Here is a 24,477-nt window from a genome sequence, read left to right on the forward strand (position 1 = left end):
GCGGCCCGGGCGCGGGAGCGGCAGAGCCCGAGCCGGTCAGGCAGCCGACCCCTCACGCGCCCGGACCCGGAGGCGGGGCCTAGCCGGTCCGGCGCAGCCAGGTCACGGGCGCTCCGTGGGCGCCCTGGCGCAACGGTTCCAGGACGTCGTCCCAGGCGGTGCCGAGCAGACGGTGCAGGCCCCTGGCCAGCGTCTCGCGGCCCTCGCCCCGGTCGATGAGCGCGCGCAGGGCCGCCTCACCGACGACCACGTCCCCGTTCGCGGCGATCGACGCGCGGTGCAGGCCGAGTTCGGGGGTGTGGGAGTAGCGCTCCGAGTCGCACCCCGGTGAGGGCCCCTCGACCACGTCGAAGGAGACCGGGGCGAGACGACGCAGCTGCCCCGCCAGCCGGCCGGCCGTCCCACAGGGGGCGCGCCACTGGAGGGCCGCGTAGAACGACCCCGGGGAGTTGGGCTGCCCGGTCCAGGTCAGGGACACCGGCGAGGAGAGCACGGCGGACACGGCAAACTCCAGGTGCGGACACAGCGGCGGCGGGCAGGCCAGCACGGCGAGCATGCCGGGGACGCCGACGGACACCGAACCCGAAACAAGATCACGTGTTGATGACATTGCAACCACGCAGGACCTCCGTCAACGAGTTACGCCTTCCCCTGCGACCTCGTCTCACGATCGGCCGTGCCGTGCGGTAACGATGGTGCCATGAGCCGCCTGTGGCTGCCATACCTACCCCCGTCTGACAGATCCGATTCATCATTTGATACCTGGACGATTCATGACAGGCAGCAACTGTCCCGCCCGCCACACAGCAGGGCCCGGCGCGGCAGCCACGCCAGAGCGTTCGGAAGGCGTCCGGAGTGCGTCTGGACGGCTCCCGGAGGAGTCTCCAGCCGGGGGCCCGTCGTACCGGGCCCGCACGGGCCCGTGCCGAACTCCGCGCCGGGACGGGTCGGCAGGGCTGTCGGGCCGTGGGGCTGTCGGGCCCGTGGCCGTATCGGGCACGCCGAGCCGGGCCGGCCCGCCTCGGGCCGGCCGACGGGGTTCCGTCGCGGGGGGGACGGAGCGTGCGCGGCCACCCCGCGAACCTCGTCCACGGCGGATACCGTGATCAACGGTTTGTGATCGACAACGCGGGTGACGAGTTGCGCACAGCGCGGCCCGAAGGTGTACTCAAACCGGCCCGGCCGCGCCCGCCACCCCGCCGGCCGAACCGGAATCCACCGGCCCGGAATCCACCGGCCGGGAAGTCGCCCGAGCCGTCGGTGCCCATCCACGCCAGCACCAGTCGTCGGCGGTTCCCCAACCCCGTAGGCTCCGTGCGTATGTTGCAAGTCTGGCCGGGCAGCCCCTATCCGCTCGGTGCCACCTACGATGGCACCGGCACCAATTTCGCGATCTTCTCCGAGGTTGCCGAGAAGGTCGAGCTGTGCCTGTTCGACGAGGACAACACCGAGACCCGGGTCGAACTGAAGGAAGCCGATGCCTTCGTCTACCACGGTTTCCTGCCGAGCATCGGCCCCGGCCAGCGATACGGGTATCGGATCCACGGCCCCCACGAACCCGCCAAGGGGCTGCGGTGTAATCCGTCCAAGCTTCTTCTGGACCCGTACGCGAAGGCGGTCGACGGCGAGATCGACTGGGACCAGTCGGTCTTCGGCTACAACTTCGGCGACCCCGACAGCATGAACACCGAGGATTCCGCGCTCCGGGTGATGAAGTCGGTGGTCATCAGCCCGTTCTTCGACTGGAACGGGGACCGCCCGCCGCGCACCCCGTACAACGAGACGGTCATCTACGAGGCGCACGTACGCGGCCTGACGATCGCCCATCCCGGGCTCCCACCGGAGTACCGCGGCACCTACGCCGGCGTGGCACATCCGACGATGATCGACCATTATCACAAACTCGGTGTGACCGCTGTGGAACTCATGCCCGTCCACCAGTTCGTGCAGGACGAACACCTGGTCCGCCGGGGGCTGCGCAACTACTGGGGGTACAACTCGCTGGCCTTCCTGGCCCCGCACAACGCCTATGCGGCCGACGCCCGCGCGGGCCAGCAGGTCCAGGAGTTCAAACTCATGGTGAAGAACCTTCACGACGCCGGCATCGAGGTGATCCTCGACGTCGTGTACAACCACACGGCCGAGGGCAACCACATGGGCCCGGTGCTGTGTTTCCGCGGCATCGACAACGCCGCCTACTACCGGCTCATCGAGGACGACCCGCGCTACTACATGGACTACACCGGCACCGGCAACAGCATGCGGGTGCGTCACCCACACGTCCTGCAGCTCATCATGGACTCGCTGCGCTACTGGGTGACCGAGATGCACGTCGACGGGTTCCGGTTCGACCTGGCCGCGACCCTGGCCCGGGAGTTCTACGAGGTCGACCGGCTGTCGTCCTTCTTCGACCTCGTCCAGCAGGATCCGGTGGTCTCGCAGGTCAAGCTGATCGCCGAACCGTGGGACCTCGGCGCCGGCGGCTACCAGGTCGGCAACTTCCCCCCGCTGTGGACCGAGTGGAACGGCAAGTACCGTGACACCGTGCGGGATTTCTGGCGCGGCCAGGACCAGGGCATCGCCGAGTTCACCTCCCGGCTGACCGGCTCGAGCGACCTTTACGAGTCCGACGGACGCCGGCCCTCGGCGTCCATCAACTTCGTCACCGCCCACGACGGGTTCACCCTCGACGACCTGGTCTCCTACAACAACAAGCACAACGAGGACAACGGCGAGGACAACCGGGACGGATCCGACGACAACCGGTCGTGGAACTGCGGCGCGGAAGGGCCGACGGACGACCCCGCGGTGCTCGCGCTGCGCGGCAGCCAGGTCAGGAACTTCCTCACCACGCTCTTCCTGTCCCAGGGCGTCCCCATGCTCCTGGCCGGCGACGAGATGGGGCGCACCCAACAGGGCAACAACAACGGGTACTGCCAGGACAACGAGATCTCCTGGCTGGACTGGTCCCTGGCGGAACGCAACGCGGACCTGGTCGAGTTCACCGCGACCGTCTGCGCCCTGCGCCGGGAGCATCCGGTGTTCCGCCGCCGCCGGTTCTTCCGGGGCGACCCGATCCACCGCCTGGACGCCGGGACGGGCAGCGGCCCGGACGGCGCACCCGTCAGCGGCCACGACGGCGGGGAAGCCCTCAAGGACATCGTCTGGCTGCGGCCGGACGGCACCGAGATGTCGGACGCCGACTGGGGGTTCACCCCGGCCCGCTCCTTCGGGGTGTTCCTCAACGGGCACGGCATCCCCGACCCCGACCAGCGCGGTGAGAAGGTCGTCGACCAGTCCTTCCTGCTGTTCTTCAACGCCCACTTCGAGCCGCTGGGCTTCCGCATCCCGCCGGAGAACTTCGGCACCAGCTGGGAGGTCGTCGTCGACACCCGCCCGCCCGCCCCGGCCCAGCCGGCGATCGTCGACGCCACGACGGCCGGAGCCGGCGACGCGTCCGGCACCGGCGCGGCGGCCGGAGCCGGCGCGGTGAGCGGGGGCGGCGGCGGGAGCGCCGCCTCGCTCGGCCCACGCCTGACCGGTCGGGTCGTGAAGGCCGACGACCCGATCGAGGCCGAGGCCCGTTCGACGCTTGTGCTGCGCTGTGCCGACTGATCCGCGGGGCGGTTCCGGCGTCGGCGCCGCCCCTGCCGGTGGTCCGGGTGGGCTCGGTGGGCCTGGTGGGCTCGCTGGGCCTGGTGCCGGCGGCGAGCCCGGCCGGGCCGTCCCCACCGCGACCTACCGGCTGCAGCTGAGCATGGAGTTCTCCTTCACCGACGCGGCCGTCGTCGTGCCGTACCTGGCCACGCTCGGTGTCACCCATCTGTACTGCTCGCCCGTCCTGGAGGCGGTCGACGGCTCGACCCACGGCTACGACGTGGTCGACCACGGCCAGATCAGCCCGGAGCTCGGCGGGCAGGCCGGGTTCCGGCGGCTGGTGACCGCGTGCCGCAAGGCAGGCCTCGGCCTGGTGGTGGACCTGGTGCCCAACCACATGGCGGTGGCCGCGCCCGAGTCGGCCAACACGGCCTGGTGGTCGGTGCTGCGCGAGGGCGCCGAGTCGCCGTACGCGTCCTGGTTCGACATCGACTGGAACTCCCCGGAGAACCCCGGGAAGATCGTGATCCCGGTTCTCGGGGACGCGCTGGGCACCTGCCTCGCCCGCGGCGAGATCCGGCTGGCCACCGACGAGGACGGCGCCTGGGTGGTCGTCTACCACGATCACGTGCTACCCGTCGCGGACGGGACCGTCGACCCTGACGACGTCACCGCCACCCTCGAGCGTCAGCACTACCGGCTGTGCTTCTGGCGGGTCGCCGGCACCGAGCTGAACTACCGGCGCTTCTTCGACATCACCACCCTCGCCGGCCTGCGCCAGGAGGACCCGGACGTCTTCGCCGCCACCCACCGCCTGATCCTCGACCAGATCCGGGCCGGCGCGATCGACGGCCTGCGGATCGACCACCCCGACGGCCTCGCCGACCCCGAGGAGTACCTGCGCCGGCTGTCCGAGGCCACCGGCGGCGCGTGGACGGTCGTCGAGAAGATCCTGGAGCCCGGTGAGGCGCTGCCCGACACCTGGGCGTGCGCCGGCACCACCGGCTACGACGCGCTGAACCGGCTCACCCGGCTGTTCATCGACCCGGCCTCGGCCAGGGCGTTCAGCACCCTCTACACCGAGGTCGCCGACGTCAGGTCCGACTTCGCCACGATCAGCCGCCAGGCCAAGATCGACGTACTCGCGGGCGCCCTGCGCCCCGAACTGGACAGGCTCACCGCCCTCGCGCTGACCGAGGCCCGGCGGCGGCGCGCGGACCTCACCCGCGTCGGCCTGCACGAGGCGCTGGCCGAGGTGCTGGCCGCCTTCCCCGTCTACCGCGCCTACGTCCGCCCGGGCGCGGCGGCGACCCTGGAGGCCCGCGGGCACATCGTGCGGGCCTGCACGCAAGCCCGGGAGTCGCTGCCCCTGCGCGCGGACGAGATCGACCTCGTCGAGGAGCTGGCCCTGGCCGGCCCGCCGGAGTTCGTCGTCCGCTTCCAGCAGACCGCCGGGCCGGTCATGGCCAAGGGCGTCGAGGACACCGCCTTCTACCGGTACGGCCGGATGATCGCGCTGAACGAGGTCGGCGGCTCCCCCGGCGACTTCCCCGGCTTCCCCGCCGGGCACCCGCACAGCGCGGTGCACGAGTTCCACGAGGCCAACACCACCACGCAGCGGGCTTGGCCGCTGACGATGACCACCCTGTCCACGCACGACACCAAACGCTCCGAGGACGTCCGCGCCAGGCTCGCCGTGCTGACCGAGGACCCCGACGGCTGGGGCGAGGTCGTCCGCCGCCTGCTCACCCTCGGTGAACGGCACACCGACATCGAACACGGCTGGCCGGACCGTCCGACGAGCTATCTGCTCGCCCAGACCCTCGTCGGAGCCTGGCCGCTGCCAGCCGACCGGGTCCGGCAGTACATGTTCAAGGCCGTCCGCGAGGCAAAGACCCACACGTCGTGGACCGACCCGAACCCCGGATACGAGTCGGCGCTGACGAACTACGTCGACGCGGTCCTCGACGACCGGGACTACCTCGCGACACTGGAAACCTACGTCGCGTCCCTGGTGGAGCTCGGACGCCAGAACTCCCTGACCCAGAAGCTGCTCCAGCTCGTCTCCCCCGGCGTGCCCGACGTCTACCAGGGCCAGGAGCTGTGGGACGCCTCCCTGGTCGACCCGGACAACCGGCGCCCGGTCGCCTTCGGCGAACGCGCGAAGCTGCTGACCGAGCTCGGCCCCGAATCCGGCAGCCGCAAGCCACCGCCGCTCGACGACACCGGGGCGGCGAAGCTACTCGTCGTCGCCCGCGCGTTACGGCTGCGCCGGGAACACCCGGAGTGGTTCGGCGCCCAGGCCACCTACCGGCCGCTGTGGGCGTCCGGCTCGGCGGCCGACCATGTGGTCGCCTTCAGCCGCTCGGGGTCGGTGGTGGCCGTGGCGCCGCGCCTGGTCCTGGGGCTGCGCCGCGGCGGCGGCTGGCGCGACACCACCCTCCCGCTGCCCGAGGGCCGCTGGACGGACCTGTTCACCGGCCGCCGCCACGACGGCGGCGTCGCCTACGTCCTCCGCCTGCTGCGCGACTTCCCCGTCAGCCTCCTCGTCCGCACCCAGTAGATAGCTCCTTCTCTGTTCTGTCCGTCGTCGGATAAATCCCGGCGACGGACAGAACAGACGCAGATTATTCTATTCGCGACCTGGAGCCTCGAAGGCCTGTGGCTTACTCCAACAAGGCTTCCGCCATGGTACTTTCACATCCACCGTTCCGCAGACGAACATTTAGACAATCAGTAGATAGCCCATGCCAGTCAAAGGGGAATAATATGAGCAGTCCGCACGAAATTTTGATCAAAGTAAAGAGTCGCACCTTCCGGATAGTATTCCGCTTTTCCGGAGCGACGGTGGCAATTATTGGCGTTGTATTTTTTCTGAGCAAGCTGTTCGAATAGCTCCCATTCACCCTTTTTGCGACTTGCTACCGAGGGATTAAAACAAGGCTTGTGGATTACTCGAGCTGACCGCTTCCACTCCTTGTCCTCATCGACCCTTCGAGGGATCTTCCAGCTTGCCCGACCGGGCACTGGCGATCTTCGGCGTCCGAGTTGGCCCGACCCGTCCGTCAGTAATGATTGGGGAGGGTGCAGGATGCCTCCTGAGGGTGACCGATGTGGTGTGGACCACACCGGTTGTCCTGCCAACGAGACGCACTCATACGGGGGAGGTAGATCGTGCGACTGCGGGTGTCGGTTCGAACGACAGCACGCGAGCTTGAGTGGCGGAACGTCCAACTTCCCGGGCGCGGGTTCTGCTACTCATTGTTACAACAGGTGGACTCGAAAATAGCGGAACGTATACACGGCGAGGGGTGGGGCAGCCACCGGATGGCGCCGTTCGGCTTTGGTCCACCTACGTTTCCGCAGGCCAGGCGGGTCAAAGGCCGCTACGCGGTGGGCGGCCACGGCTATCTCGAGCTGGGCAGTCCGCTGCACGTGGTGATCCAGGCATGGGCCAGGATTCTCAGCACGACTCCGATCATCGACTGGGGTGGCGTGGCGCTGCACGTCGAGGGCGTCAACATCGTCGACCCTCCGGCCTTCACCGACGGTACGGCCTTACTACGGACGGTCACTCCAGTCGTGATGAAGGGCTCCGGCCGTGGTCCGGACGGGATCCGCACAACACGGCAGGCGTTCCTCCTGCCATGGGAGCCGGAGTTCGCCGGCTACTTCGCGCAGAGCCTGCAACGCAAGGCCGAGACGATCGGCGTCGACCCGGACATCACCCTCGAACAGATCACCTGGGCCGGGGCGAAACGCAGCTTCGACACCGGAAAAGGGAAAAAGGTCGGGGCACAGGTCGAGGTCCGGTTGCGCGGTGCGCCAGAAACCCTGAGCGCGCTGTGGTCGTGGGGCCTCGGCCAGGCGACATCGGCGGGTTTCGGATGGGTGTCGGCGTGACCGCACCAGCCGGACCGGGGGCAATCGCGAGCATCACAACGGAGGAGATCGAGGCCCAGCGGCGGGTAGTGCTCACCGCACACCCGCTGCAACGGGTCGGCGCGTTCGCTCTCACCGCGCTCGCCGGCTGCCGTGAGCCAGGAGAGATAACGGCCGATGCGTTCGACACCGCAGTTCGGACAATGGCCGACGACGCGGTACGCGCCGCGCACGCCGAGTCGACCAAGGCCGCCGACGGATTCTGGCTCAAGGCCAGCGGTTCTTTCTTCCCAAACTCCAAGATGAACCACCCGTCACGATCGAAACGCGGCCGTGACGAGCTCACGGAGCAGGTACGGGCATGGCGGACGATGCCCGAGGCCCGGACGTGGCCGGGGGTACCGTGCGCGCTGTGCGGCCGGGCGGCGGTCTCCTTCTTCGGCAAAGTCGACGTGCCACTGATGGAGAGCGAGAACCAGCGCAACACCACCGCGCCCGGGCAGGCCGGTCTACCGCTGTGCTGGCCGTGCGTGTCATGCTTTCACGCCCTGCCGTATGGCTGCCGGCTCACCGGTGGAGCGAACACGGCCGTGCACAGTTGGGATGACAGCTTCCTCGCGCAGGCCACCAGGGAAAGGGTGCGCAGAAACAACGAGCACATCGCCCTGGGCGTGCCGGTGCCGTCGAACCAGCCGTCCGCCGACCAGATCGCGTTACGGGGGCTGCGGGAACACGGCCGCCCGCTCGGTGCGGGCGTCGACCTGTTCGTTTTCAACAACGACAACCGCGGCGCGTCCCTCGCCGTCCACGCGATGGACCAGCCGCTGGCGGAATGGCTGCGTCGCACGATGCGCGCGTCGAACCGGGCAGGGTACACGGCGCTGGTGGCAGCGCACCGGACGAAGGAACTCTCCGGCGAGACCCGGCTCGCGCACCATGCCTTCCGTCAGCCCAGCCGTATTCTCCGGACCGCGGCAGCCTATCTCGCCGATCGTCCGCCGCCCGCCGACCCGGTGCGTGACCTGGACCGTGACCTGGCCGCCCTGTGCTTTTCTTTCGCCAAAGAGGTGTTGTACGTGGAACAGCGCGACGTCGATGAAATCCGGGCACTGGCCCGCAATGTCGCGACGGTCGTCGCGGCCAGGAAAACCCAGTCAGAGCTGAAGAAGTTCCAGGTCGCCTACCGCGACCAGAATCCGGCTCGGCTCCGTAAGTGGATCGACGACCACGCGGTGCGGTGGATGCTGCGCAGCGCGGATCTGCCTACTGATGCCACCGGGCCGTTCATCACGGTCCCCCAGACCAGGCTCCTGTTCGATCCGGACCACCAGACCAGGCTGCACCGACAACTGCTGCTCGTCGCCGTCCTGGAACACCTGCACGAGATGGGTTGGCATCCCGAGGCAGCCGAAGGCGCCGACGACGAACTGGACGACGAGACCATCACGTCCACCGCGGACGAAACCGGCGACCTGGACGCCTACGACATCACCGGCATCGGCTCTCTGGAAGGACAGTCAGCATGACGTACCTGGTGGGCAAGGTCGCCCTCGACGTGAACGCCGGCGCCCCGAACAACGGCCTCGGTAGCGACAACGTCGCCCGGGTGAAAAAGCTCTACGCCGGCGGACTGTCCCATCCGTACGTCTCCGCGCAGGCGTTCCGCCGTTGGGTCCGGGATTCGCTGCCCGCCGACGAGCGCCGTTCCCCAGTTTTCCGCAGCGGCAGCGGGAAGAACCAGCAGGCATATTCGTCCGGCCGTCCCGACCGGTATCTGGACGACGATCTGTTCGGCTACATGGTTGCGGTCAGCAAAGGGAGCAGCTGCCAGCGGGACACTGTGCTCGCCACCGGGACCCTGGTGTCGGTGACACCGGAAAAGCCGGCCGAGGACTTCGGGACGATGAGTCGAGGCTTCGACACCGGCGCGAACCCCGTCCTGCACGGTCACGAACACTACACCGCGGATCTCGCCGGTGACGTGCTCCTCGACCTCGCCCGGGTGGGGACGTTCGAGACCGACGGTTCCGGGCTCAAAGTGGCGCTGACCAGCGCTGCCGCGCAGGAGGCCGCGGCCGGTGGAGCGGAGCGGATCGACTTCCGGGGGGCCAGCGCGTTGCGGCTGCCGCTGGCGGAACGTCGCCGACGGGTCGCGGTGCTTCTGCGTACGCTCGCCGCGGTCCGTGGCGGAGCCAAGCAGGCTCTGCACTATGGCGACCGGACCCCCTCGCTGACGCTGCTCGCGCCGATAAAAGGTGGGGTCAACCCGTTCACCCGGGTGCTGCGCGCTCGTGATCGGCGGACTTTCTTCGACGTCCGTGTCTTCACCGAGGAGCTGACCGCGTGGCGGGAGGAGCTGGACGGACCGGTCCATGTGGGCTGGGCTCCGGGTTTTCTCGGCGACCAGCGGGAAGCCGTCCGCGCCGAACTGGCGGATGCGATCGGCAGCGGAAGCATCATCCTTGACCATCCACGGATCGTGCTCAACCGGCTCGCCGACGAGATCGAAGGCGGCCAGCACGACGTCTGGTTCGAGGACACCAGAAAATGACCTTCCCGGGCCTCACCTCTCCCGCCGAAGCTCCCACCGAAGCCGACAGCGCACACCCGGGGACAGGAGCAGAGCCTGCCGAGGCTACCAACGGGAACACCGGCCTCCCGGTGGACGCACTTGAAATCACCGTGTCAGCGCCGGTCGTCTCCTTCCGTGATCCGCTGTATGCGACTGCCCAGGTGTGCCTGCCGTGCCCCCCACCGTCCACGGTCGGTGGGATGCTCGCCGCGGCCGCGGGCGGCTGGGAGACGATAGACACCCAGCTACGATTCGCCATGTCATTCGTCGCGCTGGGTGCTGGTACCGATCTGGAGACCTACCATCCACTCGATGTGGGAAAGCCGGGTGGGCGGGGCGACCCGGTACCGCGAGAACGTCCGTTCCTCGCCGATGTGGAGCTGACCGTCTGGCTCCTGGACGACACGGACACGTGGGCCGAGAGAATGCAGCGGCCCATCTGGCCGCTGCGTCTCGGTCGCAGCCAGGACCTGGTTCGGGTGGTGGCTCGGCTGGTGCGGCTACGACACGGCGTGGGCCGGCAGGGTCACGCGGTCGTGCCAGCCGATGTCACCCGGCACGGCCGGCTGGTGCAGCTCACCACCACCATCAGCCGGGACCGTGCCCGGCGTCGCTGGGAGGCGTACCGCTACCAGCCATCTGGCCTCGGTGGTGATCCGCTCACCGGCGGGCTGGTCACCGAGCACGGTCAGGCCGTGGCTCTGTTGCCGCCGACTCATCCCGTCCACGCGGAACCCCTGGCGTCCCGATGACCGTGGACGCCGCCAGGTTCACCGGGCTGGAGCAGGTATGGGCGAAAAGCCCCAGCGGGCAACGGGATGCCGGGGAGGCGCTAACGTCCCATCTGGACGCCACTGTTATCGCCGCCCGCCAGGTGCAGCGACGGATCGGCCATCTGCCCGGCCTGCCAGCGGAGATCGCCGGAGATGCCTTCTGGACGGTGGTGGCCTGGGCCGCGCTTACCCACGACGCGGGAAAGATCGCCGACGGCTTTCAGCGCATGCTCAGACGGGCGCGTGACAGGTGGCCCCAGCGACATGAGGTTCTGTCTCTGGGCTTCCTGCCGTTCCTTCTTCCGGATACTCCCACGCGGTGGTGGATCGCCCTCGGCGTCGCGACCCACCACCGCGCGCTCGCCGACGCCGACAGCGGTCGGGCGCTGCGCGCTCTCTACCCCGAGGACCTGGTGCCCACCCCGGAGGATCTCGCCGATGAGCTGGGCACGGTCGACAGGGAACGGACCAGGATGCTGCTCGGTTGGCTCACGGAAAGATCCTCGGAGGTGGGACTGACCGCTGCCACCGAGGCAGCCATGCCCGACGCAACCGGCCCGGCCGACGCATCCCACCTCTGCGGACACGCGCTGTCAACACTATGGAGACTGTGGGCGACCTGGTCCGATGCCGATGCCGACCCCGGCCGCGGGCTAGCGGCTGTGCTGGTGCAGGGGGCGGTGACCATGGCCGACCATCTGTCCAGCGCGCACGGCAGCCTGCACACCCGGCAGCCGTTCGACTCCGGCTATCCCGAACGGTTCGCTGGCCGGCTGGCCGAATCCGGCCGGGCGCTGCATGCGCACCAGAAGGAAGCGGCCTCGGTCGACGGACATCTGATCCTGCGGGCGTGGACGGGCAGCGGGAAGACCGAGGCCGGCCTGCTGTGGGCGTCCCGGCAGGTCATCGCGATCAGTACGGCGTGCGGCGGGGTACCCCGGGTCTTCTACACGTTGCCATACCTGGCCTCGATCAACGCGATGACCGCGCGGCTGGCGGAACACGACGTCGGGGACGAAAGCCTGATCGGGGTCAGCCACTCACGGGCCGCATCCTATTATCTGTCCCGGTCGCTGTGTGGGGCGGACGACGACGCCGAGGAGAACCGCTCCGGCCGCAACGGTGTCAGTGCCGACGGCGGTACCGGCACGGATGCTGGCATGGCCGCGGCGAAGGCGCTCGCCCGGGCGGGCGCGACACGGCTGTTCCGCGAGACGGTCCGGGTCGGCACGCCTTACCAGTTGCTGCGCGGCGCGCTCGCCGGCCCGACACACAGCAGCATTCTGCTCGACAGCGCCAACTCGGTGTTCGTCCTGGACGAGCTGCATGCCTACGACGCGCGCAAGCTCGGGTTCATCCTGGCCACCTTCGGTCTGTGGGCGCGGCTCGGCAGCCGCGTCGGGGTGCTGTCGGCGACCCTGCCGGCTCCGCTGATCGAACTGGTCCGGACCAGCCTTGAGAACGCGGGGAACAACGCATCTTCGAGGACGCCCGCATCACCAGTGACCTTGGTGGAGGCGAGCCACGGCACCGCTCCCAACCGGCACCGGATCCGGACGGCCCAAGCGCATCTCACCGATCCGACCACTCAGAAAATGATCATATCCAGGCTGGCGGCGGGGGAATCCGTCCTCGTCGTGGCGAACAACGTGGCTGACGCCCAAAGCCTGTTCGAGGCGTTGTCGCCGTATGCTCCGCCCCTGTCGGACAGCGAGCGGAACAGCCGTCCGGGCGATGATCTGGATGCGGAGGTGGACGGTGAAGCAGCCGGGGCGTGGGCCGCGTGTCTGCTGCACTCCCGGTTCAAGCGCTGTGACCGTAACGCGATCGAAAGAACGATCACCAGCCGTTACCGATCGGGGACCTCGGCGGAGACACGGCGACCCGGGCTGGTCGTCGCCACCCAGGTAGTCGAGGTTTCGTTGGACGTCGACTTCGATGCGATCTTCACTTCGTGCGCTCCGCTGGACGCGCTGATTCAGCGGTTCGGCCGGGTCAACCGGAGCGGCACCCGTCCGCCGGCAGATGTCGTCGTGTGCCAGGCCGAGATGCGCGCCCGACGCGGCGGCACGACCGAGCTGTATGCGGACGGTGTCTACGAGCGCGAGCCGACCGAGGCTGCCTGGCAGGTGCTGACCGCACACGACAGTGAGATCGTGAGCGAAGCGTCGTTGTTGGGCTGGCTGGACGACATCTTCGACTCCGACTGGGGCCAAAGATGGGTGGACGAGGTCACCCGCCACCGGGATGCCTTCACCAGCAGCTTCCTCACCTTCACCCGGCCGTTCAGCGACCGTTCCGAGCTCACCGACGCATTCGACAAGATATTCGACGGTACCGAGGGAATCCTCGCCTCGGATGAGGATGAATACGCCAGCCTGCTGGCCACGGCAGCCACCGGGGCGCAGGGCCGTCTACTCGCCGCGGACCTGCTCATACCGCTGCCTTACTACGCGAAAAAGCTGGCCGGCTGGAACCGGCAGCTCGGTGTCTTCGTCATCGACGGCGACTACGACAAGAAACGAGGCCTGACCGCCGTCCGCGGTCGGGCGGCGGACCGTTACCAGCCCGGTGAGCTGATCTGATGGAGCCGGCTGACATCGGGGGCGTCCACATCAAATATCTGCATCACTGCCACCGGCAGCTATGGCTGTACAGCCGTGGGGTCCGGCCGGAGCATCTCAGCGAGCGGGTCCGTCTCGGGGAGGCGTTGCACGAGGTCTCCTACGACCGGTTCCGGCCCGTCGACCTCGGCGCGGCCAAACTGGACCATCTCGACGGGGACCTGTGGGTGCACGAAGTCAAGTCATCCCGTCGGCCGACCGTGGCCGACGAAGCCCAAGCGCTGCACTACTGCCTCCGGCTGATCGATGTCGGTGTCGAGGCCCGCGGCGCTGTCCTGCACTACCGGCCGACCCGGCGCACCATCCGCATCCCGTTCGATGACGAACGGCGGGCACGCGCCGTGGACGACATCGCGGCCGTGCTCGACATTGTCGAGCGGTCCGATCCGCCGGAGCGACTTGACCGGCCGCGCTGCGTCGGATGCAGCTACCTCGACTACTGCTGGACGGACTGACCCATGCCCGAAGCAGCCCGCACCTACTGGCTGACCTCCCCCTGCCGGATCCGCCGAAAGGACTCGACACTCGTCATCGAACGAGACGATGGGAGCAAGGTCCATATACCCGTCACCGACGTACGCGACATCATCGCCTGCTCCCCAGTAGACATCAACACCGCGGTGATGACGCTACTCAACCAACATCGTATCTCTGTGCATCTGCTCAGTTACTATGGCGACTACGCTGGATCACTGCTTCCGGCCGAGGCACATACATCCGGCCAGACCGTCCTGGCCCAGGCACGCGCCGCCACGACTCCGCGGGCTGCCATGGCCATCGCGCGGTCGCTGGTGTGCGCGACAGCGTTCAATGTCCGCCGTGTCGTCGACCGGTCCGTGCTGAAAAAGCCGTTCGAGACGCTGGAAGCCGGCGCTGCCGCCGCCGACTCGACCGCCCAGCTCATGGCCGCCGAAGGGAACTTCCGCCGGACCGCATGGACTGTGATCGACACCAAGCTACCGGACTGGTTACAGCTTGACGGCCGTAGCCGCCGACCACCCGCCAATGCGGGAAACGCTTTCATCAGCTATGTCAACGGCATCGTCTACGCCCGGCTCCTGACCGCAATCAGGCTCACTCCTCTGCACAGCGGCATCGCCTTCCTGCACAGCTCCATGGAACGTCAGCGCCATTCCCTCGCACTCGACCTGGCTGAAGTTTTCAAACCCCTGTTCGCCGAACGCCTGCTGCTGCGTCTCGCCGGCCGCGGCCAGTTGAATCCCACGCATTTCGACGCCCAGGTCGGAAACACCATGCTCACCGAAAGCGGACGGAAATTTGTCGTTCAAACCGTTCGTGACGAGCTGGCGGTCACCATCAAGCACCGCGCGCTCGGACGATCGGTCGCATACGATGAACTGCTCTACCTCGAAGCGCTGAAACTAACCCGCACCTGTCTCGAGGGCGAGCGCTACCAACCGTTTCGGATCTGGTGGTGACCCATGTACGTGATCGTTGTTTACGACACCGCCGCGGAACGCAACAGTACGGTCCTCGCGACCTGCCGCCAGTACCTCCACCATGTGCAGCGGAGCGTGTTCGAAGGAAACCTCAGCCCCGCGCAGCTCCTCCGCTTCCGGCGCCGGATCGAAGCTGTGATCGACCACTCCCACGATCATGTCCTCGTCTACACTCTCCCTCCTGGTGCAGACATCGTCCGGGAGAGCATAGGCGCCGGCTGGGCTGCCCCCAGCGACATAATTTGATCATGGACGGTGCAGCGGACCCCCGCTTGGTGATGTTCGACCGGCGGCTCGCTGCGATCCGCCCCTTCCCCCAGCCCTCGACACGCCGTCCGACCTGGGCGTTTATAATCGGGTCCTCATCGCCCCTACGAGGGATTGAAACCTCGCCAAAATGCCATCGGACGCCAGCACACCTGGTCCTCATCGCCCCTACGAGGGATTGAAACAAATCAAGCAGTTCCATGAGGGGAGCTCCTTCAGTTGTCCTCATCGCCCCTACGAGGGATTGAAACTGTCACGTAGGGGACTGTACCGGAGTACTGCGGAGTCCTCATCGCCCCTACGAGGGATTGAAACTGGCGCCTACCGGCATCGCATCCGGCGAGGGTTTCGGCTGTCCTCATCGCCCCTACGAGGGATTGAAACGAGGAAGCGCCACGTGCCGGCGGACCAACTGTTTTGGTCCTCATCGCCCCTACGAGAAACGAGGTTGGCGATGGCCGTGATGACGGGCGTGGTCCTCATCGCCCCTACGAGGGATTGAAACGCCATGTTGTGCCCCTTCGTGGCTGCTTGGATGATGGTCCTCATCGCCCCTACGAGGGATTGAAACGCGCATATCCGACCGACATTTTCAGCGGATTCAAGGTCCTCATCGCCCCTACGAGGGATTGAAACTCGATCAGCATCAGGTGCGCACCCCGGCCGGTCAGCGGGTCCTCATCGCCCCTACGAGGGATTGAAACCGGACCGGCTGATGGTGAGACGGGAGGTCGCGGCGGAGGTCCTCATCGCCCCTACGAGGGATTGAAACGCGGACTTCTCAGCGTTGATGAAGTTCGGGTCCTTGTCCTCATCGCCCCTACGAGATGGTGCTACGCCTCCAGCGCGGCGATCAGGTCGCGCGTCCTCATCGCCCCTACGAGGGATTGAAACACGGCACGGTCCGGTGTGACCGCGACATACGAGTGGGTCCTCATCGCCCCTACGAGGGATTGAAACCAGTATGCGGTCGAAGTGGCACGTGAGGGGGGAGAGTCCTCATCGCCCCTACGAGGGATTGAAACTCCGCAAACAAAACGCGGTTACCGTGACGATAGGAAGAGTCCTCATCGCCCCTACGAGGGATTGAAACCGTACGACACGACCCCGGCCGAGATGGTGGAGCTGCTGGTCCTCATCGCCCCTACGAGGGATTGAAACCTATCCCGCTTAAGGATAGTGACGATGGTTCCGCGTCCTCATCGCCCCTACGAGGGATTGAAACGCCATGTTGTGCCCCTTCGTGGCTGCTTGGATGATGGTCCTCATCGCCCCTACGAGGGATTGAAACTATGTCGCGATCAAGCCGGGCCAGACCGTAGAGGAAGTCCTCATCGCCCCTACGAGGGATTGAAACTTCTGCGCGCTCTCCCCCGCGACGATGACCCCGTTGTGTCCTCATCGCCCCTACGAGGGATTGAAACACGCTGATGTAGGAGACGTTTCCGACTCCTTGTGCCCGTCCTCATCGCCCCTACGAGGGATTGAAACGCTGTCTACGGTCACGATGACGCAGTTCATTCCCGTCCTCATCGCCCCTACGAGGGATTGAAACCCGTCAAACCCGTCCCCGACCCACTGGCCGTCGAAGAGTCCTCATCGCCCCTACGAGGGATTGAAACCCCTTCGGGGCCAGGCGGCCCAGCGGGTTGCGCCGGGTCCTCATCGCCCCTACGAGGGATTGAAACCTGGCAACGACGCGGCCAAGGCCGCCGCGGATGCTCGTCCTCATCGCCCCTACGAGGGATTGAAACGCGAGCTGCTGACCGCGGCAAAAATGGACGAGATCGGGTCCTCATCGCCCCTACGAGGGATTGAAACACGGCACGGTCCGGTGTGACCGCGACATACGAGTGGGTCCTCATCGCCCCTACGAGGGATTGAAACCAGTATGCGGTCGAAGTGGCACGTGAGGGGGGAGAGTCCTCATCGCCCCTACGAGGGATTGAAACGCGGCGAGCTGGGCCCGCGCGGCAGCAAAGTCGATGTCCTCATCGCCCCTACGGGATTGAAACTCAGGACCGGATCGTCCTGGAGCGTGCTGCGCAGGACCAGGTCTGAACCGCCCCGGGTTCCATAGAGGACCGGATGCTTACGCTTCGGCGACTATATCAGCTTCGTTCTGGAGATAGAAGAGGGATTCAAACTCGGCCGGTGGCATGTTTCCACAGCCGCTGTGGATCCGCCGGTTGTTGTACCAGTCGACCCACTCGAACGTCGCGAGTTCGAGATCGTCCGCGGTACGCCACGGCCCCTTGCGATGGACAAGCTCTGTCTTGTACAGTCCGTTCACGGACTCGGCGAGCGCGTTATCGTACGAGTCGCCGACGCTCCCGACGGACGGTATCGCTCCGGCCTCGACAAGCCGGTCGGTATAGCGGATAGACGTGTACTGCGAACAATGCCGCTAAGATAAGATCCGCCCGGTGATCATTATCGTTGGAGCGAAACGCACGCCTCCGTCGGATGACTTCTTGGTCGGGAAGTTGTGTCGGTTTCCTTTCTTGCTGACGCGAGGGTAGCGTCGGGGTCTGCGCTCCCGTGTGATTCGTTCAAGGATCTCGGCGATGGCTCTGGTGATCGCCCGCGCGAGTGTCGAGGGGGGAAAAGGCCGCCTGATCGGTGATCTGGCGGCGGACGATGTTCAGGGTTCGTTGGAACGAGAGCCGGTCGGGGTCGATCCCGTCGGTGTCAGCGGCCTCGACCATGAGCGCGCGGATTGCGTAGTGGGCGAGGAGGAGTCCCCAGAACTCCTGACGGACCATCTTCGGGGATTTTGAGCGCAGTCCCGCACCGGGCGCGAGAAGCTGCGTTTCGATTTCTTTGAGGGACAGCTCGTATTCCCAGCGCTGCTGGTAGACAGCGGCGAGTTCAAGAGCCGTGGCGTCGGCCGGGTCGAGGATGGTGGTGACGAGCCGGAACGTTTCCGAGGATGTGCCGTCACCCGTCGCGACGGTGTACTCGATCACCCGGACGGGGATGTGGCTCGCGTCCCTGGGGTCGTCGACCGCGGCCAGCGGGATGCGCCACGAGCTGCCGCGGTTCTTCTTCGACGTGATGGTGGACAGGTAGGAGCCGTCAGCGAGCACGGCTTCAGGGGGTAACTTCATGTGGGCGGAGACTCGCCAGAGGAGCGCGGCGCCGGTCACCATGAAGTCAGCCCACAACTCGAAGCTGAAGAATCCTCGATCGGCCGTGATCAGCATGTCAGGTTCGACCGATCCGAGCAGCCTGCCGGCGAGTTCCCTTTCCCCGTCCCGGATGGTGCCCGTCGTGGCCGCGACGACGGCGTGCGTTCCGCATTCCGCGAGTCCCACCGAACGGATCTGGGGGAAAGGTCGCCGGGTACCTCCCCGCGCTTTCTCGAAAACGGTGAGGTTCTCCGCCGTGTCCGGTACGTCGATGTTGACGCCGTCTATCGCCATGAGCCGCCACGAACGCAACCATGCACCTGGCGTGCTCAGCTTCGCGAGCGGGACCGCGACCCGCTCGAATAGCATTTTGAGTGGCTCCTCTCCCAGACGTTCACGTGCCTGGCTGAGTGCGCTCGTCGACGGCACTGTCCATTCGTCCCGCCACACGCGCATGAGCCGCAGGCCGCCCACAAGGCGGCGCATGACCTCCTCGTAGCCGTCCCGGAACACCGCGAGGGACACCACGAAATAGACGACGACGTGTGCGGGAAGCCGCCGGACTCGCTGCTCTTTTTTACCGGTCTCGACGAGAACCTCGTCCACGACCTCTCGTGAAATCACCCGTGCGAGCACGCCCACAGAAATATGGTCGGTCAGGCGGCCTGCCGCCGAAGACTCGTCTGCCGAATTCACAATCCATTCTATCGTGGTGGTCCGCGCATGGAAGTATGACGCACCGCCCGAGTGCATACGCCAAAAACCGCACTGAAACGATCAAGCAGATATTGATCTTGTCGGCGCCCGTTCTTATCTTAGCGGCATTGATTCGATCCGCGCCGAGAAGGCTTGCTGAAGCCACACCACGCGTCGCCCCACCCTGCCGGGCGCCGCTGCTCCGCGCCCCACCGCGCCCACCGACCGGCCCGAAAAGGTGGGAAATCGTTCTGCCTCGCGAAAGCTTTGGCTGGTCCGCCCGACCACAGCCCTCGGACTGAAAAGCTCACCGGCAGGGCCAGCCTTCAAACCGGCGCAGCCGAAGACTTCAGTGAGCCTTTCCCGGTAACGAACCGTTGTGCTCAGTGATCGATCGTTGTCTGTGACGGTCGGGCGGGAATGTGGGGCCGGTGGACGACCGGTACATGTCAAGTCAAATGTGACAGTTGGTCGTTGCTCGGTTGGCTTGGAACTGGCTGGTTGATCCACACGGTCTTGGGCAGGCGGGGTGGCCGTGGCCGGCGGGCGAACCGCTCGGGGCGCGCGGCGCGGCCCCAGGCCGCGGGCTTGATTTCTAAATCCAGGGATTCGGCAGTCCGCCGGCTCGTTGGTGCAACTCCGTCGCGGTGGGGAGTGCTTCATAGGCTCCGGGACGGCTGATGGTGAGGGCTGCGGCTGCCTGGGCCGGGAGCAGACAAGAGGGGCTACTCGAAGGTGGCGGCGGCTTCGCGGAGGGTGCGGATCAGGGTTTCGGGGTCGTCGGGGGCGGGCGGTCCCGGAATGTAGGTCACCGATTTCAGGCGGCCGGTGTAGCGGAAGCTGCGGTGGCGTTCGTGGACGGGCCAGGAGATCGGGGACCTGCGGTCCACGCCGACGCTGATCCCCTGTAGCGGGGCCATGCCGATGAGCTGGTGCACCTCGGCCAGCAGGCCGGTTTCGGTGCCGTCGACGAGGATCCGCCACTGCCAGCGCAGGCCGGGGATGGCCTGGGCGCGGACGCGGACGGTGTGCCGGCCGGCGGGCAGCGGCCCGGCGTCGGCCTCGTGCAGCACGCCGTACTCGTTGTACGCGAAGCGCAGCCGCCCGTCCTCCACGTACACGCTGTAACCGCCGCCCTGGTCGCCGTGCGAGACCAGGACTCCTTCGTCGCCGACGGCATGCTCATCCAGTTCGATGATGATGTCGAAGGAGCGGAAGGTGATGAGCTTGGCGGAGCGGTAGCGCTCCAGCTCGGGGGTGCCGGCCAGCAGGGTCACCGGCCGCCGCAGCCGCTCCTCCGCGGGGTTGCGGATGACCAGCGCGCCACTGCCGTCGGCGAGCGGGAAGACACCGTTGCGCCAGGCCGCGTTCTCCCAGGCCGCGGCCAGTTCCTTGACCACGTCGGGGTGCGCGGCGGACAGGTCGACGATCTCGGTCGGGTCCCGCGTCACGTTGTAGAGCGCCCATTCGCCGTCGTCGTACGGGGCACCGGGGCGGTGCAGCGTGACCAGCTTCCAGCCGTCCCGGTAGTAGCTACGGTTGCCGATCATCTCGCAGTACTGCTCGTGGTGGGTGCTGGGTGCGTCCGGGTCCGCGAGGACGGCGGCGAAGCTGACTCCGTCGAGCTCCTGGACCGGCTGCCCGTGGCGCCGCGCCGGCCGGGCCACCCCGGCCAGGTCGAGCAGCGTCGGGGTGATGTCGGTGACGTACTGGTACTGCGTCCGAATGCCGGCGTCGCCGGCAGGTGTCCGAATGCCGGCCGGCCAGGACAGGATGAACGGCACCCGCACCCCGCCGGCGTAGGTCTGGCCCTTGTACAGCCGGAACGGCGTGTTGGAGGCCATCCCCCAGCCGCGCGGATAGTGCACCAGGCTGCGCGGGCCGCCGATCAGTTCGGGGTCGCGCTCGACGTCGGGGTCCCAGTCGGCGGGCAGGTTCGTATGCTGGACGAAGCGCTTGAAGTAGCTGCGGGTGCCCTCCGCGCCGCCCTCGCCCGTGCCTCCGTTGTCGGAGGTGAAGATGACGATCGTGTTGTCCAGCTCGCCGAGCGCGGCGAGGGTGTCCAGCAGCCGCCCGAGATTCTGGTCGATGTTGTCGACCATGGCGGCGTAGACCTCCATGTACCGGGCGTACAGCCGCTGCTGTTCCGGCGTGAGCTCCGCCCAGGGGCCCACCTCGTGTCCGGCCTCGAAGTTGCGCCGCGGCAGCCGGGTGTCGGCGGGAAAGAGGCCGGCCGCGCGCTGCCGGCCGAAGCGGGCCTCCCGCAGCGCGTCCCAGCCGCCGTCGTAGCGGCCCCGGTAACGCTGGATGTCCTCAGGCTTGGCCTGCAACGGACCGTGCACGGCGTTGTGCGCGACGTAGAGGAAGAACGGCTTGTCGGCGTCGTGCGCCCGCAGCGACGTCACCATCGAGATCGCCTGGTCGGTGATGTCGTCGGTGTAGTAGTAGCCGTCGGGCAGGTCGTCGATGTCCAGCGGGCTGTTGTCCCGTACCAGCTGGTGCGGGTGAAACAGGCTGGTGAGCCCTTCCAGCACGCCGTAGTACTGGTCGAAGCCCTTCTGCAACGGCCAGTTGCGCCGGTCGTCGGCCGCGCTGGACGCCGAGTCGCGCGCCAGGTGCCACTTGCCGACCGCGTAGGTGGCGTATCCGGCGTCGTGCAGCAGCTCGGCCAGGGTGGGGATGTCGTCGGCGATCTCCATGCCGTAGCCGGGGAATCCGGGGTCGGCGTTGGCCACCATGGCGTATCCGACGCGGTGCGGGTTCAGGCCGGTCAGCAGGGCTGCCCTGGCTGGCGAGCACAGCGGCATGGTGTGGTAGTTGGTCAGCCGCACACCCTGTTCGGCGAGCCGGTCCAGGGCCGGCGTGGCGATCTCGGCGCCGAACGGGCCGATGTCGCTGTACCCCATGTCGTCGACGAGCACCACGACGATGTTGGGTGCGTGCCCGTCCGGGCGGACGCGGGATGGCCACGCCGGCTCTGACTCGCCGAAGGTGCGCCCGATCCGGCCGCCGAAGCCGGCGTACGGGTCGCGCCGCGTGCCGGCGGGAGCGGGACGCGGGACGGGCCGGGGCCCGGTTCCGGGCTCGCGGGACGTCGACATGTGCTTGTTCCCTACCTTGTCACTGCAGCTTGTCACTTTTCGGATCAGGTGTCCTTGTTCGGTCTTCGCGGAGGTCCCGCTTGTCTCACCGGCCGGATGCCTCCGGCGCCGTACGGAAGCGCGCGGTGAAGACGTGGGTGCGGTCCAGCAGGCTGCCGGGCCGACGGCCATGGCCCCAGCCGAGCCAGCGCCGGTACTCCCCGAACCGGTCGTGGGCTTCGAGGAACGCCTCGTCCCGCAGCGGTGACCCGGCCGGCGCCGGGCCCGCCAGCGGCGCCACGAACAGCGCGTCGGCCGGGCAGTAGGCCTCGCACATGAAGCAGGTCTGGCATACGGACTGCCGGGCTATCACCGGATGGCCGCCGTCAACCGCGTCGAAGACGTTGGTGGGGCACACCTCGACACAGATGTTGCAGTCGATGCACCGGCTGTCGTTGACCACCTCGATCACAGGACCGGCACCTCCTCGGGACGGCGAACGCCGGGAACGGCGCCGGGAACAGTGGTAGCGGCGGCGCTCCCGGCGGCGGTGGTCTCGGCGGCCGTCCACACCTGGTCGAGGCCGCCGACGCGGATGCGGTGAGCCAGGGCCGGGTCGGTCCCTGGCCGGTCCAGGCGGACCTGCAGCCCGCGGCTTTCCGGCCGGGACAGCGCGCCGCGGTACATCCACCGCGCGTGCGCGAGCATCGCCGCGGCCTCCCGGGTGGGGGTGATGCTGTGGGCGTCGTCGTCCGGCGCGAGCCCGTCGACGACGGCCGACCACAGCGAGTCGAGAACGGCCAGCGACTCGCGCAGGTCCGCCGCCGTCCTGAACCTGTTGTGCCGCAGCGGCAGCACCCGCTCCTGGACGGCGGCCACCACCTCCTCGTGCCGCAGGTCGCCACGGCCCGTCCGGGCGCGCAGCCCCGCGCCGCCAGCGGGGGTGAGGGGCGCCGACGGCCAGCCGGCCGGGCGCCGTGCGGCGAATCGGGCCGCCGCCGCGCCGGCCCAGCCGCCGGAGGAGATCGCCCAGGAGCCGTTGTGGCTGCCGCCGCCGCNTTGTGGCTGCCGCCGCCGCTGATCGCGCCGGTGACGAGTTCGCGGGATGCGGCGTCGCCGGCCGCGAACAGCCCGGGGACGGTGGTCGCGCATCCGTCGTCGACCACGCGCAGCCCGCCCGTCCCGCGCACGGTGCCCTCCATGACGAAACGGACGGGGAAGCGCTGGGTGAACGGGTCGATGCCCAGTTTGTCGAACGGCAGGAAGAAGTTCGGCTGCGACCAGCGCATCGCCTCCCGAAGGTGCGGCGCCGCCCGCTCGAGCCGGGCGTGCACCTGGGTGCGCAGCGCCGCCCACTGCACGTCGAGCAGCCCGCCGGGGAACGCGGCGGCGGCCAGCTCGGCACCGTCGGCGTCGGTGAACACGGCGAACTGGTACATCAGGCCCTTGGTCTGCGCGCCGAAGGCGGGCGCGGTGCCGTACTGGCAGGAGAACTCCATCCCGGACAGTTCGGCGCCGAGCTCCGCGGCCATCAGCGCGCCGTCACCGGTGTCCACGTTGAGTCCCAGCGCGCCGGACCGGAAGGCGCAGCCTCCGGTCGCCAGGACCACAGCCCCGGCACGCACCCGCCAGGGCTCGCCGGCCCGCTGGCGGTGGACGCCGGCGGCGCCGGTGACGACACCGTCGGGGTCGACCAGCAGCTCAAGGGCGGGCGACTGGTCGAGGATGACGACGCCGGCGCGCCGGACCTGGCGGCGCATCAGCCGCATGTACTCCGGGCCCTGCAGGCTGCCGCGCCGCGGGGTGCCGTCGTCGGCCACCGGGAACGGATAACCCCAGTCCGTCAGCTGCTCGACCGCCCGCCACGTCTGGTCGAGGACGCGTGCCATCCAGCGCCGGTCGGTGAGATGGCCGCCGGCGATCTCACGGGCGGCGATGGCCTCCGACCGGGAGCTCCCGCCCGGTGGCAGATACCACAGGTTGTTACCGGCGGCCGCCGTCGAACCGCTGGTGCCGCAGTAGCCCTTGTCGGCGAGCGTGACCCGCTGGCCGCGGCCTGCCGCCGCCAGCGCCGCCCACGTCCCGGCCGGGCCTCCTCCGAGCACGAGGACGTCGGTCTCGGCGGGGACCTCGACCGGCCGCGGACGGCGTCTTGATACGGCGCTCACCGCGAGCCGCCGACGCCGGCCTGGCCGGCACATGTCGAGGACACGTCGCGGTGTCGGTGTGGCTGGCGGGGCTGGTCACTCATCAGGATCCCTGTTCTCGGTTCTCGGCAGCCGGTCGAATCATGATCAGGACGGGTGGGCCTCCAGGCACCGGCCGGGCCGGGCCGGGCCGGGGGCGTTGGCCGGCAGCGACACTTCTCGGCGTCCCTGCTCCTCGGCGCCCTTCT

15 protein-coding genes, 2 pseudogenes and 2 CRISPR repeat arrays are annotated in these 24,477 nt (G+C 67.9%); of the genes and pseudogenes, 10 read left to right on the forward strand and 7 right to left on the reverse strand.

Annotated features, from left to right (window positions below):
• Positions 1-79: 79 nt before the first annotated feature.
• Positions 80-610 carry a DUF3145 domain-containing protein gene (locus FrCorBMG51_RS10350; RefSeq protein ID WP_047222859.1) on the reverse strand — a complete coding sequence of 177 codons (531 nt, stop codon included), beginning with the start codon at positions 608-610 and terminating at the stop codon, positions 80-82.
• 710 nt (positions 611-1,320) lie between these two features.
• Here FrCorBMG51_RS10350 and glgX point away from each other — a divergent pair.
• The 10 genes from glgX (at position 1,321) to cas2 (ending at position 15,154) form a co-directional block, all read left to right on the forward strand.
• Entirely contained in the window at positions 1,321-3,615 is a 2,295-nt protein-coding gene (gene glgX, locus FrCorBMG51_RS10355; RefSeq protein WP_047222982.1) for a glycogen debranching protein GlgX, read from the forward strand.
• A gap of 142 nt (positions 3,616-3,757) precedes the next feature.
• Complete coding sequence (gene treY / locus FrCorBMG51_RS10360; RefSeq protein WP_047222983.1) at positions 3,758-6,160, forward strand: malto-oligosyltrehalose synthase; 2,403 nt, start codon at positions 3,758-3,760, stop codon at positions 6,158-6,160.
• Positions 6,161-6,870: 710 nt separating this feature from the next.
• A complete protein-coding gene (cas6, locus tag FrCorBMG51_RS10365; RefSeq protein ID WP_235433471.1) occupies positions 6,871-7,500 on the forward strand; it encodes a CRISPR-associated endoribonuclease Cas6 in 630 nt (209 codons plus the stop codon).
• Positions 7,497-9,005 carry a hypothetical protein gene (locus FrCorBMG51_RS10370; RefSeq protein WP_157180450.1) on the forward strand — a complete coding sequence of 503 codons (1,509 nt, stop codon included), beginning with the start codon at positions 7,497-7,499 and terminating at the stop codon, positions 9,003-9,005. Before cas6 ends, FrCorBMG51_RS10370 begins: the two co-directional genes overlap by 4 nt.
• The gene (cas7i, locus tag FrCorBMG51_RS10375; protein WP_047222861.1) at positions 9,002-10,030 is read left to right on the forward strand and encodes a type I-B CRISPR-associated protein Cas7/Cst2/DevR; all 1,029 of its coding nucleotides are present in this window, start codon (positions 9,002-9,004) and stop codon (positions 10,028-10,030) included. Before FrCorBMG51_RS10370 ends, cas7i begins: the two co-directional genes overlap by 4 nt.
• Positions 10,027-10,803, forward strand: coding sequence for a CRISPR-associated protein Cas5 (gene cas5 / locus FrCorBMG51_RS10380; protein WP_086055369.1), 777 nt, complete (start codon positions 10,027-10,029; stop codon positions 10,801-10,803). Before cas7i ends, cas5 begins: the two co-directional genes overlap by 4 nt.
• On the forward strand, positions 10,800-13,409 hold the full coding sequence (locus tag FrCorBMG51_RS10385; RefSeq protein WP_047222863.1) for a CRISPR-associated helicase/endonuclease Cas3: 2,610 nt from the start codon (positions 10,800-10,802) through the stop codon (positions 13,407-13,409). Before cas5 ends, FrCorBMG51_RS10385 begins: the two co-directional genes overlap by 4 nt.
• Positions 13,409-13,903: a CRISPR-associated protein Cas4 gene (locus FrCorBMG51_RS10390; protein ID WP_047222864.1), complete on the forward strand. Its 495-nt coding sequence runs from the start codon at positions 13,409-13,411 to the stop codon at positions 13,901-13,903. Before FrCorBMG51_RS10385 ends, FrCorBMG51_RS10390 begins: the two co-directional genes overlap by 1 nt.
• 3 nt (positions 13,904-13,906) lie before the next feature.
• Positions 13,907-14,887, forward strand: a complete 981-nt coding sequence (gene cas1b, locus FrCorBMG51_RS10395) for a type I-B CRISPR-associated endonuclease Cas1b (protein WP_047222865.1) — start codon at positions 13,907-13,909, stop codon at positions 14,885-14,887.
• A gap of 3 nt (positions 14,888-14,890) precedes the next feature.
• Entirely contained in the window at positions 14,891-15,154 is a 264-nt protein-coding gene (gene cas2 / locus FrCorBMG51_RS10400; protein ID WP_047222866.1) for a CRISPR-associated endonuclease Cas2, read from the forward strand.
• A 112-nt stretch (positions 15,155-15,266) separates the two neighbouring features.
• Positions 15,267-15,560: direct repeats of the CRISPR family, unit length 30 nt; unit sequence GTCCTCATCGCCCCTACGAGGGATTGAAAC.
• A gap of 90 nt (positions 15,561-15,650) precedes the next feature.
• Positions 15,651-17,127: a CRISPR direct-repeat array (repeat unit 30 nt; unit sequence GTCCTCATCGCCCCTACGAGGGATTGAAAC).
• Positions 17,128-17,267: 140 nt separating this feature from the next.
• Here the strand turns inward: cas2 and FrCorBMG51_RS10405 are convergent.
• The 6 genes and pseudogenes from FrCorBMG51_RS10405 to FrCorBMG51_RS34595 all read right to left on the reverse strand — a co-directional run.
• Positions 17,268-17,573, reverse strand: a pseudogene (locus FrCorBMG51_RS10405) (integrase core domain-containing protein); the annotation flags it as partial.
• Between the two features lie 154 nt (positions 17,574-17,727).
• Complete coding sequence (locus FrCorBMG51_RS10410; RefSeq protein ID WP_235433472.1) at positions 17,728-19,059, reverse strand: IS4 family transposase; 1,332 nt, start codon at positions 19,057-19,059, stop codon at positions 17,728-17,730.
• 668 nt (positions 19,060-19,727) lie between these two features.
• On the reverse strand, positions 19,728-22,103 hold the full coding sequence (locus FrCorBMG51_RS10415; protein ID WP_200902402.1) for an arylsulfatase: 2,376 nt from the start codon (positions 22,101-22,103) through the stop codon (positions 19,728-19,730).
• 85 nt (positions 22,104-22,188) lie between these two features.
• On the reverse strand, positions 22,189-22,554 hold the full coding sequence (locus tag FrCorBMG51_RS10420; protein WP_047222867.1) for a 4Fe-4S dicluster domain-containing protein: 366 nt from the start codon (positions 22,552-22,554) through the stop codon (positions 22,189-22,191).
• Positions 22,551-22,961: a hypothetical protein gene (locus tag FrCorBMG51_RS34590; RefSeq protein ID WP_235433473.1), complete on the reverse strand. Its 411-nt coding sequence runs from the start codon at positions 22,959-22,961 to the stop codon at positions 22,551-22,553. The genes FrCorBMG51_RS10420 and FrCorBMG51_RS34590 overlap by 4 nt, the downstream gene beginning before the upstream one ends.
• Positions 22,962-23,632: 671 nt before the next feature.
• Positions 23,633-24,283, reverse strand: a pseudogene (locus FrCorBMG51_RS34595) (FAD-dependent oxidoreductase); the annotation flags it as partial.
• Positions 24,284-24,477 lie beyond the last annotated feature (194 nt).

This window comes from Protofrankia coriariae (assembly GCF_001017755.1).
Lineage (GTDB): Bacteria > Actinomycetota > Actinomycetes > Frankiales > Frankiaceae > Protofrankia > Protofrankia coriariae.

Excerpts from the sequence above, each read along its gene's own strand:
- glgX (WP_047222982.1), top strand. The coding sequence starts at position 1,321 with ATGTTGCAAGTCTGGCCGGGCAGCCCCTATCCGCTCGGTGCCACCTAC.
- FrCorBMG51_RS10410 (WP_235433472.1), bottom strand. The coding sequence starts at position 19,059 with ATGCACTCGGGCGGTGCGTCATACTTCCATGCGCGGACCACCACGATA.
- FrCorBMG51_RS10385 (WP_047222863.1), top strand. The coding sequence starts at position 10,800 with ATGACCGTGGACGCCGCCAGGTTCACCGGGCTGGAGCAGGTATGGGCG.
- treY (WP_047222983.1), top strand. The coding sequence starts at position 3,758 with ATGGAGTTCTCCTTCACCGACGCGGCCGTCGTCGTGCCGTACCTGGCC.
- FrCorBMG51_RS10415 (WP_200902402.1), bottom strand. The coding sequence starts at position 22,103 with ATGTCGACGTCCCGCGAGCCCGGAACCGGGCCCCGGCCCGTCCCGCGT.
- cas1b (WP_047222865.1), top strand. The coding sequence starts at position 13,907 with ATGCCCGAAGCAGCCCGCACCTACTGGCTGACCTCCCCCTGCCGGATC.
- cas7i (WP_047222861.1), top strand. The coding sequence starts at position 9,002 with ATGACGTACCTGGTGGGCAAGGTCGCCCTCGACGTGAACGCCGGCGCC.
- FrCorBMG51_RS10350 (WP_047222859.1), bottom strand. The coding sequence starts at position 610 with ATGTCATCAACACGTGATCTTGTTTCGGGTTCGGTGTCCGTCGGCGTC.
- cas5 (WP_086055369.1), top strand. The coding sequence starts at position 10,027 with ATGACCTTCCCGGGCCTCACCTCTCCCGCCGAAGCTCCCACCGAAGCC.
- FrCorBMG51_RS10390 (WP_047222864.1), top strand. The coding sequence starts at position 13,409 with ATGGAGCCGGCTGACATCGGGGGCGTCCACATCAAATATCTGCATCAC.
- cas2 (WP_047222866.1), top strand. The coding sequence starts at position 14,891 with ATGTACGTGATCGTTGTTTACGACACCGCCGCGGAACGCAACAGTACG.